Below are 13,232 nucleotides of genomic sequence, written 5' to 3'. Positions count from 1 at the left end.
CGCTCATGCCTGCGCCACCCGAAAGCACGCGGCGGCGTGCGCGCTCGCGCCGAGACCTGGCTTGCCAGCCTCGCAAGGCTCGTAGCGGACCGGACAGCGCGGGCCGAAGGCGCAGCCTTGCGGCAGCCGCAGCAAGGAAGGCGGCGAACCGGGGATCGCAGGCAGGCGGCGCGGTTTCTGGCCGGTCAGCGGCGGGATCGAGCCGAGCAGCGCGCGCGTGTAAGGGTGTCGCGGATCGGAAAACAGCTCAGTGCGGGTGCCGCGCTCGACAACGCGGCCGGCATACATGACCATCACTCGGTCGGCGAGCTCGGAGACCACGCCCATGTCGTGCGTTATGAAGACCACCGCCGACTTGTGCTTCGCCCGCAATTTGCGCACGAGGTCGAGAATGCCGGCCTGCACGGTGACGTCGAGCGCGGTGGTCGGCTCGTCGGCCACCAGCAGCGCCGGATCGCAGGACAAGGCCATCGCGATCACCGCCCGCTGCCGCATGCCGCCGGAAAGCTGGTGCGGATAGCGCGACATCGCCTCGTGCGGGTTGGGGAAGTTCACCTCCGCCAGCAGCTGCTCGACGCGCTCCATCGCCTTGGACTTGCTAACACCGCGATGCGCCCGGATCTGCTCGGCGATCTGCCAGCCGATGGTGTAGACCGGCGTCAGCGCCGTCATCGGGTCCTGGAAGATCATGGCGATCTCGTTGCCGCGCAAACGACGAAGCTCGCGCGGCGGCAGGCCCACCAATTCGCGGCCTTTGTAACGGATCGAGCCTTCGATGGTGGCGTTCGGGTCGGTGATAAGCCCCATCACGGCAAGCAGCGACACCGTCTTGCCGGAGCCGGATTCGCCGACGACGCCGAGGATCTCGCTTTCCTCGAGATCGAAGGAAACGCCGTCGATGGCCCGTACCGGCCCGTCATGGGTGCGGAAGGACACTTTGAGATCGCGCACCGACAATATCATGATGCCCTCAGGCGCGGATCGAGAAGGATGTAGACGAAATCGACGACCGCGTTGGCGATCACCACGAACATGGACGCATACATGACCGTCGCCATGATCATCGGCAGATCGAGATTCTGCAGCGCGTCATAGGTGAGCTTGCCGATGCCATGCAGGCCGAACACGACTTCGGTCAGCAAGGCCGAGCCGCCCACCAGCGCGCCGAAGTCGAGGCCGAACAGGGTGACGAAGGCGATGAGCGAGGTGCGCAGCGCATGGCGAAACAGGATGCGGGTCTCCGACAGGCCCTTGGCCCGGGCGGTGCGGATATAATCTTCCTGCATGGATTCGATGATGGCCGCGCGCAGCACGCGCCCGTAAATGCCGATATAGAGGATGGCCAGCGTGATCCATGGGATGACCAGCGTCAGGAACCAGCCCTTGGGATCGTCGGAAAAATTCTTATAGCCAAGCGGCGGCACCCAGGAGAATGCCCAGCTGTCGTGATAGCGGCTCTGGGTCATTAGGTTCATCACCTCGCCCAGCCAGTAGACCGGCATGGAAATGCCGAGCAGGCCCAGCGCCATCAAAAGCTTGTCCAGCCAGCTGTCTCGGGTGGCCGCGGCGACGATGCCGATGATGATGGAGACGACCACCCACAGGACCGCGGCGCCGAACACCAGCGAAAGCGTGACGGGGATGGAATCCATGACGGCCGGCACAACCTTCCAGCCGCGGTTGACGAAGGAGGTCAGGTCGCCGGTGACGAAGATCTTCTCCATCATGCGCGTGTATTGCACGTAGAGCGGCTGGTCGAAGCCGAAGCTGTGGCGAACCGCGGCCAGCACTTCCGGCGAAGCGTTGCGGCCGGCGATGCGCGCCGCGGGATCGGCGCCGGGCGTGGCGAAGAAGATCAGGAAGACGATGACCGAGATGCCGAACATCACGAACAGCATCTGACCGAAACGGCGAAGGATCGCATAAAACATCAGTCGCGCCCCAGCCGGACCTTGGAGCGCGGGTCGAGCGCATCGCGCAGGCCGTCGCCGAAGACGTTGAGCGCCATGACGGAAACGGCGATCGCCAGACCGGGCACCAGCGCCACCAGTGGCCTTGTGTAGAGCAGCGCCTGCCCGTCCTGGATGATGGTGCCCCAGCTCGCGGCCGGCGGCTGCACGCCGATCGACAGGAACGACAGCGCCGATTCCGTCAGCATGTTCAGCGCCATCATCAGCGGCACGAACACGATGAGGGTGGTGGTGATGTTGGGCAGGATGTCGCGCCACAGGATGCGCCAGCCCGGCACGCCGAGATTGATCGCGGCGAACACGAACTCGCTGTGGCGCAGCGCCAGGACCTGGCCGCGGATCGGCCGCGCCACATAGGGTATATAGACGATGCCTATGATGATGATCGGCAGCCATAGGCTACCTGATTGGATCTCGATCGGTCCGATCGCGATGCCTTGCGCGATGGTGACGATGGATAGCGAGATCGCCAGCAGATAGATCGGGAACGCCCAGAGCACGTCGAGCAAGCGCGACAGCACCGTGTCGGTGATGCCGCCGAAGTAACCCGCGATCAGTCCTGCCATCGTGCCGACGATCAGCGTGAAGATGGTGGCTGCACCGGAGATCAAAAGCGAGTTCAGGCCGCCATAGAGCAACCTTGCCATGACGTCGCGCCCCTGGCTGTCGGCGCCGAGGAAATAATTGCCGAGCCGCCAGGTCGGACCGATCGGCGTGTAGCCAAGCCCCAGTCCCTCGGTCGACTGTTCCATCACCGGAACGTCGGCGCCGTCGATCTGGATGACGGCGTCGAGCGTCGAGGCGAACGGGTCCGTGCCCGCCCATTTTGCATAAAGCGGCGCGCTGAAACAGGCGAGAACGATGATGAGGAACACAGCCAGGGACGCCATGGCGGCCCTGTCCGTTGCCAGCCTCGCAAACGCGACGGCCCAAGGCCCTCGCGTCTTGCGCGGCATGGCGGCGACTTGGCTGGACACGATATGTGATTCCGCGGTTCGTTACGGGACCCAGGCCCCTTACTGCACCCAGGACTGGGTGATAATCCAGTTGAACTGCGGGTTGAACTTGAAATTGCCGATGCGCTTGCTGACGAAATCAAGCCGCTTCGGCGTGAACAGCCCGACCGCCGGCGCCTTGTCGGTGACCTGCTTGTCGATCGCCGCCCACAATTTGTCGGCCGCCTTCTGATCGGTCACGCCGAGGTCCAGCGCCTTCTGCATCTGGGCGTCGATATCCTTGTCGCAGAAGCCGGAAATGTTGATCGAGGCGTCCGAACCTTCGCGATAGGAAGCGCAGCTGAACAGGATGTTCAGGAAGTCCGACGCTGCCGGATAGTCCTTGTACCACTGGGTGACGGACATCTGCACTTTGTTGTTGGTGTTCTGGATATAGGTGAACTGCAGGTTGGACGAGATCGGCTTGACGTCGGCGACGTAGCCGATGTTGGTCAGCACGCTCTGCAGATAGACCCCGATCGACCGCGAGATGGCGGTGTCCTCGACAATGATGGTCACCTTCTGGCCCTTGGTGCCCGATTGCTCGACGAGTTGCTTGGCCTTCTCGACATCAGGAGCCGACCATTTGGCGCCCGGGTTCTTGGTGAAGGGGCAATAGTCCTCATGTCCGGGGAAGTCCGGCGGCAGGACCTGGCAGACCGGCGAAGCCAGCACCTTGCCGCCGAACAGCTTGACCAGCGTGTTGCGATCGACCGCATAAGCGACGGCCTGGCGGGCCTTTTCATTGTCGAATGGCGCCATGCGGGTGTTAAGCGGTGCGTACCACCAGGCCGAAAGCGGCGAGATGTGCAGCTGGTCCATGGACTTGCTGCCGAGCTCGCCGAGGCGGTCGCTGGGCAGCGCGTCGAACATCCAGTCGGCTTCGCCATTCTGGATCGCCGTCACGGCCGCCTCTTCCGACAGGCCGAAATCATACTGCACGACGTCCGGATAGCCGTCCGGCTGGGCTTCCTCGCTCCACTGCTTGAAATTGGGGTTGCGGGAAACCGTCATGCCCTTGTTCGGATCGAAGGCCGAGATCATGTACGGGCCGGTGCTGGGGATCGGCTTGGAGCCCATATCTTCCGCCGGCGTGTCCGCCGGCAGGATCACGGCATGCGGCAAGGCAAGCTTGTAGAGGATCTCGGCGTCCGGCTTGGTGAGATTGAGGGTGATCGTGCCGGCCGTCTCGTCGGCGACGACACCGCCTTCCAGCGTGCAGCTCTTGGTGTCGGCCAGGCATTTGTCGGCGCCAACGATGCCGGCATAGAAGGTGCCCGAGGTCGGCCCGGAAATCTTGAAGATGCGCTGGAAGGAGGCGACGACGTCCTTCACGCCAAGATCCTGGCCGTTGGAGAACTTGATGCCCTTGCGCAGCTTGAAGGTGAAGGTCTTGCCGTCATTGCTGACCGTGGGCAGCGCCTCGGCGAGATCGGGAACGATGGAAAAGCCGTCGACGCCCTCGGCTTTGCGGAAGGCGACCAGGCCGTCATAGATCGGCTGGTACATCTGCCAGCCCTGGTCCGTGTAGTTGATATGCGGATCGAGCGTTCCGGCCGCCGATCGGGCGAGAAGGCGAATGGTGCCGCCGCGGTGCTCCTTGAGATATTCGGCCTGTGCCGGAGCCAGCCACGAGCCGGCCAGCAATGCGGCGGCCGACGCCGCCAAAAGCAGTTTCTTCATGTCGTCATTCCCCTTTTCTGTTGTCGTTGTCGTCCAGGAAGTCTCCCACCACACGCATGCAGAGTTCCTGCTCCTCGACATGCGGCATGTGGCTGGAATGCTCGAATATCTGCCAGCGCGATCCCTTGATGCCGTCCTTGAAGGGCTGCACGGTCGCGGGTGTGGCTTCGTCGTGCCGGCCGGAGATGAGGAGTGTCGGAACCTCGATGGCCGGCAGGCGGTCGATGACGCTCCAGCTCTTCAGCGTGCCGATAACGTGGAATTCGTTCGGGCCGTTCATCACATTGTAGACGGTCGGATTGCGCACGATCTGGGCGAAGGTTTCCGTCACCTCGGGCGGGAACGGCACGACCCGGCAGACATGCCGTTCGTAGAACCGCATCGTCGCTTCCTGGTAGGCCGGATCGTCCGTCGTGCCGGCCTGCTCGTGCTTCGTCAGCGTCTCCTGCACGTCCCTGGGCAGGTCGGCGCGCAGCCGGTTGGCCTCCTCGACCCAAAGCTTCATGGATGCCGGCGAGTTGGCGATGGTCAGCGACTTCAGGCCCTTCGGCCTGGTCACGCCATATTCGGCGCCCAGCATGCCGCCCCAGCTTTGACCCAGCACATGGAAGCCGCCACGGATGCCGAGATGGTCGACGAGGTTTTCCAGCTCGTCGATGAAGAGTTGGGGCGTCCAGAAGTCGGCGCCCTTTTCCGGCAGCAAGGTGGAATTGCCGCAGCCCAACTGATCGTAGTGGATGACGGCGCGGCCGCCTCGGGCAAGAAGCTTATAGGCATCGACGTAATTATGGGCAGCACCCGGCCCGCCATGCAGGATCACGACTGGGGCCTTGCCGGCATCGAGCGCGCCGCTGACCCGGTACCAGGTTTCATAGGCGCCGAACCCGGCCCGCCCTTCCTTGCTGACGATCTCGGACGGCATCCCGGCTCCCTGCGTGGTTGAAGACATCTCGCTGTCGCCTAGTTCGCCGTCCGGCCGGACTGCACCCACTCTTCCAGCATCTGCACGCCGAAGGCCGTGGCGCCTTCCCGGCCCAGCGGCCGGTCCTTGTCGGCCATTTCCTTGCCGGCTATGTCGAGATGCACCCACGGGCGGTCCTCGGTGAAATTGCGCAGGAAGGCCGCGGCATAGGGCGCATCGCCGTCTTCCATGTCCTTGGCGTGGTGACGGATGTCGGCGAAAGGCGATTGCAGCCCCTCGTCATAGGCCCGGTCGAGCGGCAGTTGCCAGAACCGCTCGCCGACCTTTTCCCCCGCCGCGATCATGCGCGAGGCGATGGTGTCGTCGGTGCTGAAAAGTCCGGCGAAGACCGAGCCGAGGCCCCGCATCACCGAATAGGTCAGCGTCGCCAGATCGACGATCACCGAGGGATTGAAGCGCGAAGCGGCATAATAGAGGCAGTCGGCCAGGATGAGCCGGCCTTCCGCATCCGTGTCGAACACTTCCACGGTCTGGCCCGACGCGGTCGTGACGATATCGCGCGGCTTGAGCGCGGTGCCGGACGGCATGTTCTCGGCAATGCCGAGCACGCCGACGGCATGCACCGGGCTGCCTTGCCGGGCGAGCGCGATCAGCAGGCCGACCACGGCGGCCGCGCCGCCCATATCGGCCTTCATATCGAACATCTGCCCGCCGCGCTTTATGCACAGACCACCAGAATCGAAGCAGACGCCCTTGCCGACGAAGGCCAGCGGCTGCGCGGGAGCGCCCTTGCCGCGATAGCGCAGGACCGCGACGCGCGGCGGTCGCGCCGAGCCGGAGCCGACGGCCAGGATCGCATTCATGCCGAGCTCCTTCAGCCGCGCCGTGTCGAGAATCTCGACATCGATGCCGGCCTCGCGCAGCGGCTCCAGATGATCGTGGAAATTGTCGGGATGGAGGTGGTTCGGCGGCAAGTTGACCAGCGTGCGCGCATATTCGACGCCGTCCGCGATGGCATTGACCCGTATCAGCGCCGCCTTCAGCTCCGGACCGGCCGCGCCGATCAATTGCACCCGCAAAGTGCGGTCGGCGCCTGCTCCCTGACGCCGGTTGCGCAGGTCGAAACGATAGCGCCGCAGCCGCATGCCGAGCGCGACCCGCGCCAGGATTTCCGCTGCGGGCAGGTCGACACCTGCGAGCGGGTCCAGCATCAGGGTGGCCGCGCATTCGCCCTTGCCTTCCAGATGCGCCGCAAGCAAACCGCCGGCCCGCGCCAGCGAAAGCTGGGTTACGGCCTCGGCCTTGCCCAAGGCCAGCACCACCACGCGGCGGGTCGACATCGCCTTCGGCGCGATGACATCGACGCAGGCGCCGGACTCCTCAAGCGCGGCCGGCTCGGAACACGCGCGGGACAAGATCCCGTCCATTTCAGCATCGAGCGCCGCTGCCCGGAGCCCAAAACCGTTTTGAGCGGTTTGCAGGATCACGACGACCGAGGTTTCCGCGGAAATCTCCTCCGCCGCTTCAAAGACCGGCGCCGGCGACTGAGGCATAGAAGCTCATTCTCCCATTCTGGGGCGCCCCGCCGAGGCTCAGCTGGCGTCATACGCAAAGCTTCGCCGGTCCCCGGCGGAAGCCGGTCATACCGGTTTCCGCCGCTGGTGGAATGGCATCGGAGTGCCCAAACAATCGTTTTCGGATGGCGACTTGGTCGCTCTTGTCTTTTGGGTATCCCCGAACCGGCCAAGCGATCAAACGCCAATTTTGCCCAAGTCGATTGACAAAAACTCAACTGACATTTCATGATCGGCCAATGGCCCTGCCCTCACTCAATGGCATGCGCGCTTTCGAGGCCGCCGCGCGTCTCGGCAGCATCAAGGATGCAGCGGAAGAGTTGCATTTGACGCCCTCGGCCGTCAGCCGCCACATCCGCGCGCTCGAGAAGAACCTTGGCCAGGAGCTGTTCGAGCGCGGCTTTCGCCAGATCACACCGACCATCAGGGGCTCATATTATGCGCGCGGCCTCTCCGAAGCATTCGAGGCTATCTGGCGCGCCACCGACGATGTCAGCTTCGTCCATGGTCACGGCAGGACCCAGCGGGTCAGGGTTCTCTGCGTGCCGGCGGTTTTGAACCTTTGGCTGGCGGACCGGCTGCCGAATTTCCGCAAGCTGCATCCGTCCGTGAACCTGGAGATCTCGACGTCGGGCAAGCGCGCCAACTTCGATTTGGCCATTGTCGACGAGTTCGTCTACAAGGCCGGCCCGGCCCTGACGCTGCTGATCCCGCTCGTTCTGACGCCGGTCTGCGCGCCGTCGCTGCTTGAGGGACCGGTGCCGCTCAGAACGCCCGCCGATCTGGTCAATCATCACCTCATCCACGAATGCGAGAGCATGCGCTGGCGGCGCTGGCTGGAACAGGAAGGCGTTCTGGACGCCACGCCGAAATCCAGCACGACGCTCGATGACTGCACCTTGATCATGCGCGAGGTGATAAACGGCGCGGGGATCGCTTTGGCCGACACCATGATGGCCCAAGACCTTTTGCAGCAGGGCAAGCTTGTCGCCCCGTTCAGCGCCCGCCACACCTATCCCGCCGGAATCTACCTGCACCAGCGCCGCAGCATCGGAAACAAGCCAGGCACCGGCCTGTTCCAGGATTGGCTGCTCGCCGAGATCGCCGACCATAAGCGCACGATGGGTATCGCATAGCGCGTCTCCTCCGAAGCGCCGCGCAAGAAAAAAGGCGGCGACCGACCGGCCACCGCCTTCGCATTGTCGACGGCTGGGCTCAACCCTTGATGGTGGCGGTCAGCTCGTCATAGGCCTTGCAGGCTTCGTCGAGCGTCGTGGCGCCCTGATATTTCGTCGTCACAGCCTGCACCTTGGCGGTCAGATCAGCCGCCTTGCTCGGATCCTTGGTGATGGCTTCCTGGAGCGCGGCAGCCATGTCCTGCGCCTTCTTGGCGGCGATTTCCTGCGTGCATTCCGGCCCCTTGGAGCAAGCCGAACCGGCCAACGCCGCAACACCCACGGCAACGAGCAAAAACTTCTTCATGTCAATCATCTCCTCAAAAAAGGCAGCCGCCCATCGCCGCTGCCTCCACTGGCCGAAGCCGAACGTGCCATAACCTCCGATTGTGGCGTGAAGCAACGACCGGACCGCATAAACTTGTGTAATCAGGTTGCAACGTCGCGGCGTCCGTGTTGAGGCCGCCCGATGCATGTCGCCCAAAGCGCGCAACGGTTTTGGGTCGACGACGGGCATAAGGCAACAAGCTAAAGCGCGTCGTACGAGGCCATTCAGACGCGACGGCTTTAGAGCAATCCCAAGAAATGTACGAAACGGTTTTCAGCCCCGAAAACAAAGAGATAGTGCGTCTCACCGTTTTCGTGAAACGATGAGACGCTCCATGTCAGCTGGAGCAAAGTTCACCCGCGAGGCTGTAGCAGCGCCAGCACGACGGTCAATGCGGCAAGGACGGCGGTAAGGGTCAAAGGTCCCGTGGCGCCATGGGTATCCACGGCATAGCCGCCGACAACCGCGCCGATGGTGATGGCAACCTGGAAGGAGACGACCATCAGGCTACCCGCAGCTTCCAGCGCATCAGGTGCCGCGCGGGACAGATTGGTCGGCAGCACGACCGGCGCCATGCCGAAGGCCAAGCCCCAAAGCGTGACGAATGTGAACGCGACGCCAATGTGCACGCCCCAAAGCACCAATGCCAGCGCCGCAAACGCCATCAATGCGGCGTTGCCCGCGAGCGCCATGCGGATATTGGCGTCGGCCATACGGCCGCCGGCGACGTTGCCGATCACAGCCGCGATGCCAAATCCGAGCAGGGCCAGGGCAATTGGCCCGGTGGCGAGGAGCGTCACGTGTTCGAGGAAGGGGCGCACATAAACAGAGCCGGCAAAATGCCCCGTCATCAGCAAAAGAATGGCAAGCATACCGAGTTGGATGCCGCGCCGCTGTGTCAGCCGAAATACGTCAGCCAGACTATTGCTGGCCGTCGCAGGCAAGGTCGGCAGGCTCAGCAATTGCAGCAGCATGGCAATCACTGCCAACCCCGCCGTCAAGGCCATGGCGCTGCGCCATCCTAGCCAGTCGCTGATCAACGCCCCCATTGACGGGGCGGCGATGGTGGCGAGCGAGACGCCGAGGGTGACGATGCCCATGCCCCGACCTGTCGCATTGGCGCCGACCAGCCTGGCCACGACGGCAACCGACAGTGCCCAGAATGCACTGAGAGCGATTCCGAGCCCGGCCCTGCCCAGCAGCAACAGCCAGAAATTGGGCGCTAGCGCGGCAAGGAGGTTGGAACCGACCGCCAAGGCGCTGAGGCCAACCAGCACCGTCTTGCGGTTCAATCGTCCGATGAGAACATTGCTCAACATGGCCGTCACGGCGCCGACCGAAGCCGTGGCGGTGACGACCTGTCCGGCGGTTCCTTCGCTGATGCCGAGGTCCCGCGCCATCGGCGTCAGCAGGCCTGCCGGCAGGAATTCGGCTGATACCAGGGCAAAGCTGGTGGCCGCCAATGAAATGACCGCAAACCAGGTGGCTGCGTTCCACCGGGCTGGCGCGGCGTCATCGAGGTCTATCGCCGCGTCTTCAAGCTGTAATGTTGTGTCTGTCACTGAAAGATCTCCAAAGTCTGGAGGTCTTCAATAGACGAGTCTTCTCGGATGATATGTACCTTATAATCCGAAATTCATGTCCGTTCGTCCGGGAATTGTGCGGCGCACAACGCCTGGCGAGACATTGGTGATGCGTTTGAACGCGCGCGCGAAGGATGCTTCGCTATCATAGCCCAAACGCGTAGCGACCTCGGCAACCGACAGGCCGTTTTGCCCGAGCAACTCGCGGGCAAGCTGCATCCGCAGACGGGCGAGATAGTGGGCAGCGCCCTCCCCTAACACAGCGCTGAAGCGCTCGGCGAAAATCGAGCGCGATTGGCCTGCCAGGGCGGCAAGGCTTTCCAGGGTCCAGTTATGGCCGGGGTCTCGATGCATGGCTGCCAGAGCGCGGCCGATATGGGGGTCGCGGATGGCTGCAAGCCAGCCGGTGGTAGAAGCTCCAGTGCAATTGACCCAGCAGCGGATAAGCCGGGCGGTCAGCAAGTCCGCCATACGGGACAGAATCGTGGCGCTGCCCATCTGCGGTTGCGCGGCTTCCGCCGTCATAGCCGCCAGCAAAGGACGGACGACCGGATCGTTGCCGGCCACATCGCACCCCTTGATAATAGATGGCATCAACGTGATCAGTGGATTGAGCGCACAGACGCCCAGGGCCATGGAGCCGCAGAAAAGGGTACTTGTCGCGCCCGTCCCTTCCCGCACCACCTCACAGACATTGCTCCCCAACTTGGTAACCTGGCAACTCTCGAGCGAGTCGTCGACAACGTCCGGCGCACTAGCCAGCCGATGGGCGATGCCTTGCGGCAACAGCACCAGATCGCCATCGCGCAACTCCTGCCAGCCTTCCGCCTCGGTATAAATCCAGCACGGACCCTGGCCGACAAAGTGAAAGCGAAGCAGCTTCTGTTGCGGAAAGGCGATGCTCCATGGATGCCGCAGCTCGCAGCGGCCATAGTTGACCCCACTCAAGCGAAGGTCCTGTAGGACTTCGCTGAGCGCATCCATCGGGATATGCAGAGGCGGGCGGGACGAATAGTCAGGCATTCGGTTACTGTACATGCCGAACGTCCGGCAGGCAAGCTGAGGCCGCTTCAACGGCACCCTACCCTTCAAGTCAGTCCGCCCGCCCTTGCCTCTCGCTCCCGGGGCATGCAAGGAGTGCTTCGAGCAACGGGACGACAGGCATGGCAGTTGAAGCGTCGAGCAGCGATCTGGTGCAGGTGGTGGCGCTGCTCGCCGCGGGCGTCGTCGCCGTGCCGATCTTCAAGCGCATGGGGCTGGGCTCGATCCTGGGCTACCTCGCCGCCGGCGTGGTCATCGGTCCGTTCGGCCTGCGCATCTTTTCTGAATCGGAAGCGATCCTCCACGTCGCCGAGCTCGGCGTCGTCATGTTCCTGTTCATCATCGGGCTGGAGATGCAGCCGTCGCGGCTCTGGGGCCTGCGTCGCGAGATTTTTGGCCTGGGTGCCTTGCAGGTCGGCGTCTGCGCAGTCCTGCTCACTCTCGTCGGACTGGCTGGAGGCTTTCCCATCGCGCAGTCCTTCGTCGCCGGCGCCGGCTTCGTCCTGACCTCGACGGCGATCGTCATGCAGTTGCTCGAAGAGCGCGGTGAGATCGCCACGCCGAAAGGCCAGCGCATCGTCTCCATCCTGCTGCTCGAAGACCTGATGATCGTGCCGCTGCTCGCGCTTATCGCATTCCTAGCGCCCGGCGGCGCCGAAACCAGCCTTTCGGAGCGGCTGACCGAAGTCGGGATCGGCATCGCCGCGATCGTGGGACTGGTCGTGGCCGGCCGTTACCTGCTCAATCCGCTCTTCCGCATCCTGGCCGATGCCCGCGCCCGCGAGGTCATGACCGCCGCGGCGCTGCTGGTGGTGCTGGGATCGGCCCTGGCCATGCAGCTCTCCGGCCTGTCGATGGCGATGGGCGCCTTCCTGGCTGGCGTGCTGTTGTCGGAATCGACCTTCCGCCACCAGCTCGAAGCCGATATCGAGCCGTTCCGCGGCATCCTGCTCGGCCTGTTCTTCCTCGCCGTCGGCATGTCGCTCGACCTTGGCGTCGTAGCCCAGAACTGGCGGCTCATCGCCATCTATGTCGTCGCCTACATGGTCATGAAGGCATTCGGCATCTACGTCGTCGCGCGCATTCTGAAAAGCGGCCATCGCGAGGCGCTCGAACGCGCCGTCTTCATGGCGCAGGGCGGCGAGTTCGCCTTCGTGCTCTATTCGTCCGCTGCCGCAGTCGGCATCATCGACGGCCAGGCCAACGCCACGCTGACTGCCATCGTCATCATCTCAATGGTGCTGACGCCGCTCGCGATCTTGGCGCTCCGTTACCTCACCCCGCGCGACGAGCAGTCCCTCGACGGCGTCGACATCGCCGACGGCCTCACCGGCAGCGTGCTGATCATCGGCTTCGGCCGCTTCGGCCAGATCGCCAGCCAGCCGCTTTTGCTGCGCGGGATGGACGTCTCGATCATCGACAACGAGGTGGAGATGATCCAGGCGGCGGCCGATTTCGGCTTCAAGGTCTATTACGGCGACGGCACGAGGCTGGACATCCTGCATGCGGCTGGCGCCGGGCGCGCCCGCGCGGTGCTGATCTGCGTCGACAAGCCCGACGCCGCCGTGCGCATCGCGCAGCTTATCAAGGCCGAATTTCCACTGGTCACCATCCTGGCGCGCGCCTTCGACCGCGGCACCGCGCTGCAGCTCGTGCGCGCCGGCGTCGACTATCAGCTGCGCGAGACCTTCGAATCGGCGCTGGTCTTCGGCGGCTCCGCGCTGGAGGCGCTTGGCGTCGATCCCGAGGAGGTCGCCGAAGTCATTGAGGATGTGCGACGCCGCGACGAGGCGCGCTTCGAGACGCAATTGGCCGAGGGCGTGCGCGCCGGCCAGCGTTTCCTCAAGGGCAATATCGGCACGCCGATCCCGACGCCGCTCACGCAGCCACGCCGCGCCGGCCGCGCGCTGAACCAGGAAACCGCCGTCGTGCTGAATCAGGCAGAGACCAAGAACTGAGAG

11 protein-coding genes are annotated in these 13,232 nt (G+C 63.9%); 2 read left to right on the top strand and 9 right to left on the bottom strand.

What is annotated here, in order from left to right; genetic code table 11:
• Nucleotides 1–3: 3 nt before the first annotated feature.
• The 6 genes from LB529_RS05135 to LB529_RS05110 are packed head-to-tail and all read right to left on the bottom strand — an operon-like array spanning nt 4 to nt 7,123.
• Entirely contained in the window at nt 4–963 is a 960-nt protein-coding gene (locus tag LB529_RS05135) for an ABC transporter ATP-binding protein (protein ID WP_224706546.1), read from the bottom strand.
• Complete coding sequence (locus LB529_RS05130; RefSeq protein ID WP_095765266.1) at nt 960–1,931, bottom strand: ABC transporter permease; 972 nt, start codon at nt 1,929–1,931, stop codon at nt 960–962. Before LB529_RS05130 ends, LB529_RS05135 begins: the two co-directional genes overlap by 4 nt.
• Nucleotides 1,931–2,926: an ABC transporter permease gene (locus LB529_RS05125; protein WP_224532057.1), complete on the bottom strand. Its 996-nt coding sequence runs from the start codon at nt 2,924–2,926 to the stop codon at nt 1,931–1,933. The genes LB529_RS05130 and LB529_RS05125 overlap by 1 nt, the downstream gene beginning before the upstream one ends.
• 60 nt (nt 2,927–2,986) lie before the next feature.
• Nucleotides 2,987–4,648 carry an ABC transporter substrate-binding protein gene (locus tag LB529_RS05120; RefSeq protein WP_224710439.1) on the bottom strand — a complete coding sequence of 554 codons (1,662 nt, stop codon included), beginning with the start codon at nt 4,646–4,648 and terminating at the stop codon, nt 2,987–2,989.
• Nucleotides 4,649–4,652: 4 nt separating this feature from the next.
• A complete protein-coding gene (locus LB529_RS05115) occupies nt 4,653–5,570 on the bottom strand; it encodes a proline iminopeptidase-family hydrolase (RefSeq protein ID WP_095765263.1) in 918 nt (305 codons plus the stop codon).
• 38 nt (nt 5,571–5,608) lie between these two features.
• Nucleotides 5,609–7,123, bottom strand: coding sequence for a leucyl aminopeptidase (locus LB529_RS05110; RefSeq protein ID WP_140841135.1), 1,515 nt, complete (start codon nt 7,121–7,123; stop codon nt 5,609–5,611).
• A 260-nt stretch (nt 7,124–7,383) separates the two neighbouring features.
• On the opposite strand from LB529_RS05110, the gene LB529_RS05105 reads away from it, so the two are divergent.
• Nucleotides 7,384–8,280 (top strand): LysR substrate-binding domain-containing protein, encoded by an 897-nt coding sequence (locus tag LB529_RS05105; RefSeq protein WP_095765261.1) that lies wholly within the window; start codon nt 7,384–7,386, stop codon nt 8,278–8,280.
• 79 nt (nt 8,281–8,359) lie between these two features.
• On the opposite strand, the gene LB529_RS05100 is transcribed toward LB529_RS05105, so the two are convergent.
• From LB529_RS05100 to LB529_RS05090, 3 genes are all read right to left on the bottom strand, one after another.
• Nucleotides 8,360–8,626: a hypothetical protein gene (locus LB529_RS05100; protein WP_040982305.1), complete on the bottom strand. Its 267-nt coding sequence runs from the start codon at nt 8,624–8,626 to the stop codon at nt 8,360–8,362.
• 374 nt (nt 8,627–9,000) lie between these two features.
• Nucleotides 9,001–10,209: an MFS transporter gene (locus tag LB529_RS05095; protein ID WP_224710438.1), complete on the bottom strand. Its 1,209-nt coding sequence runs from the start codon at nt 10,207–10,209 to the stop codon at nt 9,001–9,003.
• Nucleotides 10,210–10,269: 60 nt separating this feature from the next.
• Nucleotides 10,270–11,253 carry an AraC family transcriptional regulator gene (locus LB529_RS05090; RefSeq protein WP_224710592.1) on the bottom strand — a complete coding sequence of 328 codons (984 nt, stop codon included), beginning with the start codon at nt 11,251–11,253 and terminating at the stop codon, nt 10,270–10,272.
• Nucleotides 11,254–11,393: 140 nt separating this feature from the next.
• Here LB529_RS05090 and LB529_RS05085 point away from each other — a divergent pair, with 140 nt between their 5' ends.
• Complete coding sequence (locus LB529_RS05085; protein ID WP_224532037.1) at nt 11,394–13,229, top strand: monovalent cation:proton antiporter-2 (CPA2) family protein; 1,836 nt, start codon at nt 11,394–11,396, stop codon at nt 13,227–13,229.
• Nucleotides 13,230–13,232 lie beyond the last annotated feature (3 nt).

The sequence above is a fragment of the Mesorhizobium sp. CA5 genome (assembly GCF_020165105.1).
In the GTDB taxonomy this organism is placed as follows: Bacteria; Pseudomonadota; Alphaproteobacteria; order Rhizobiales; family Rhizobiaceae; genus Mesorhizobium.
This window is presented reverse-complemented; position numbering and strand designations above follow the sequence as displayed.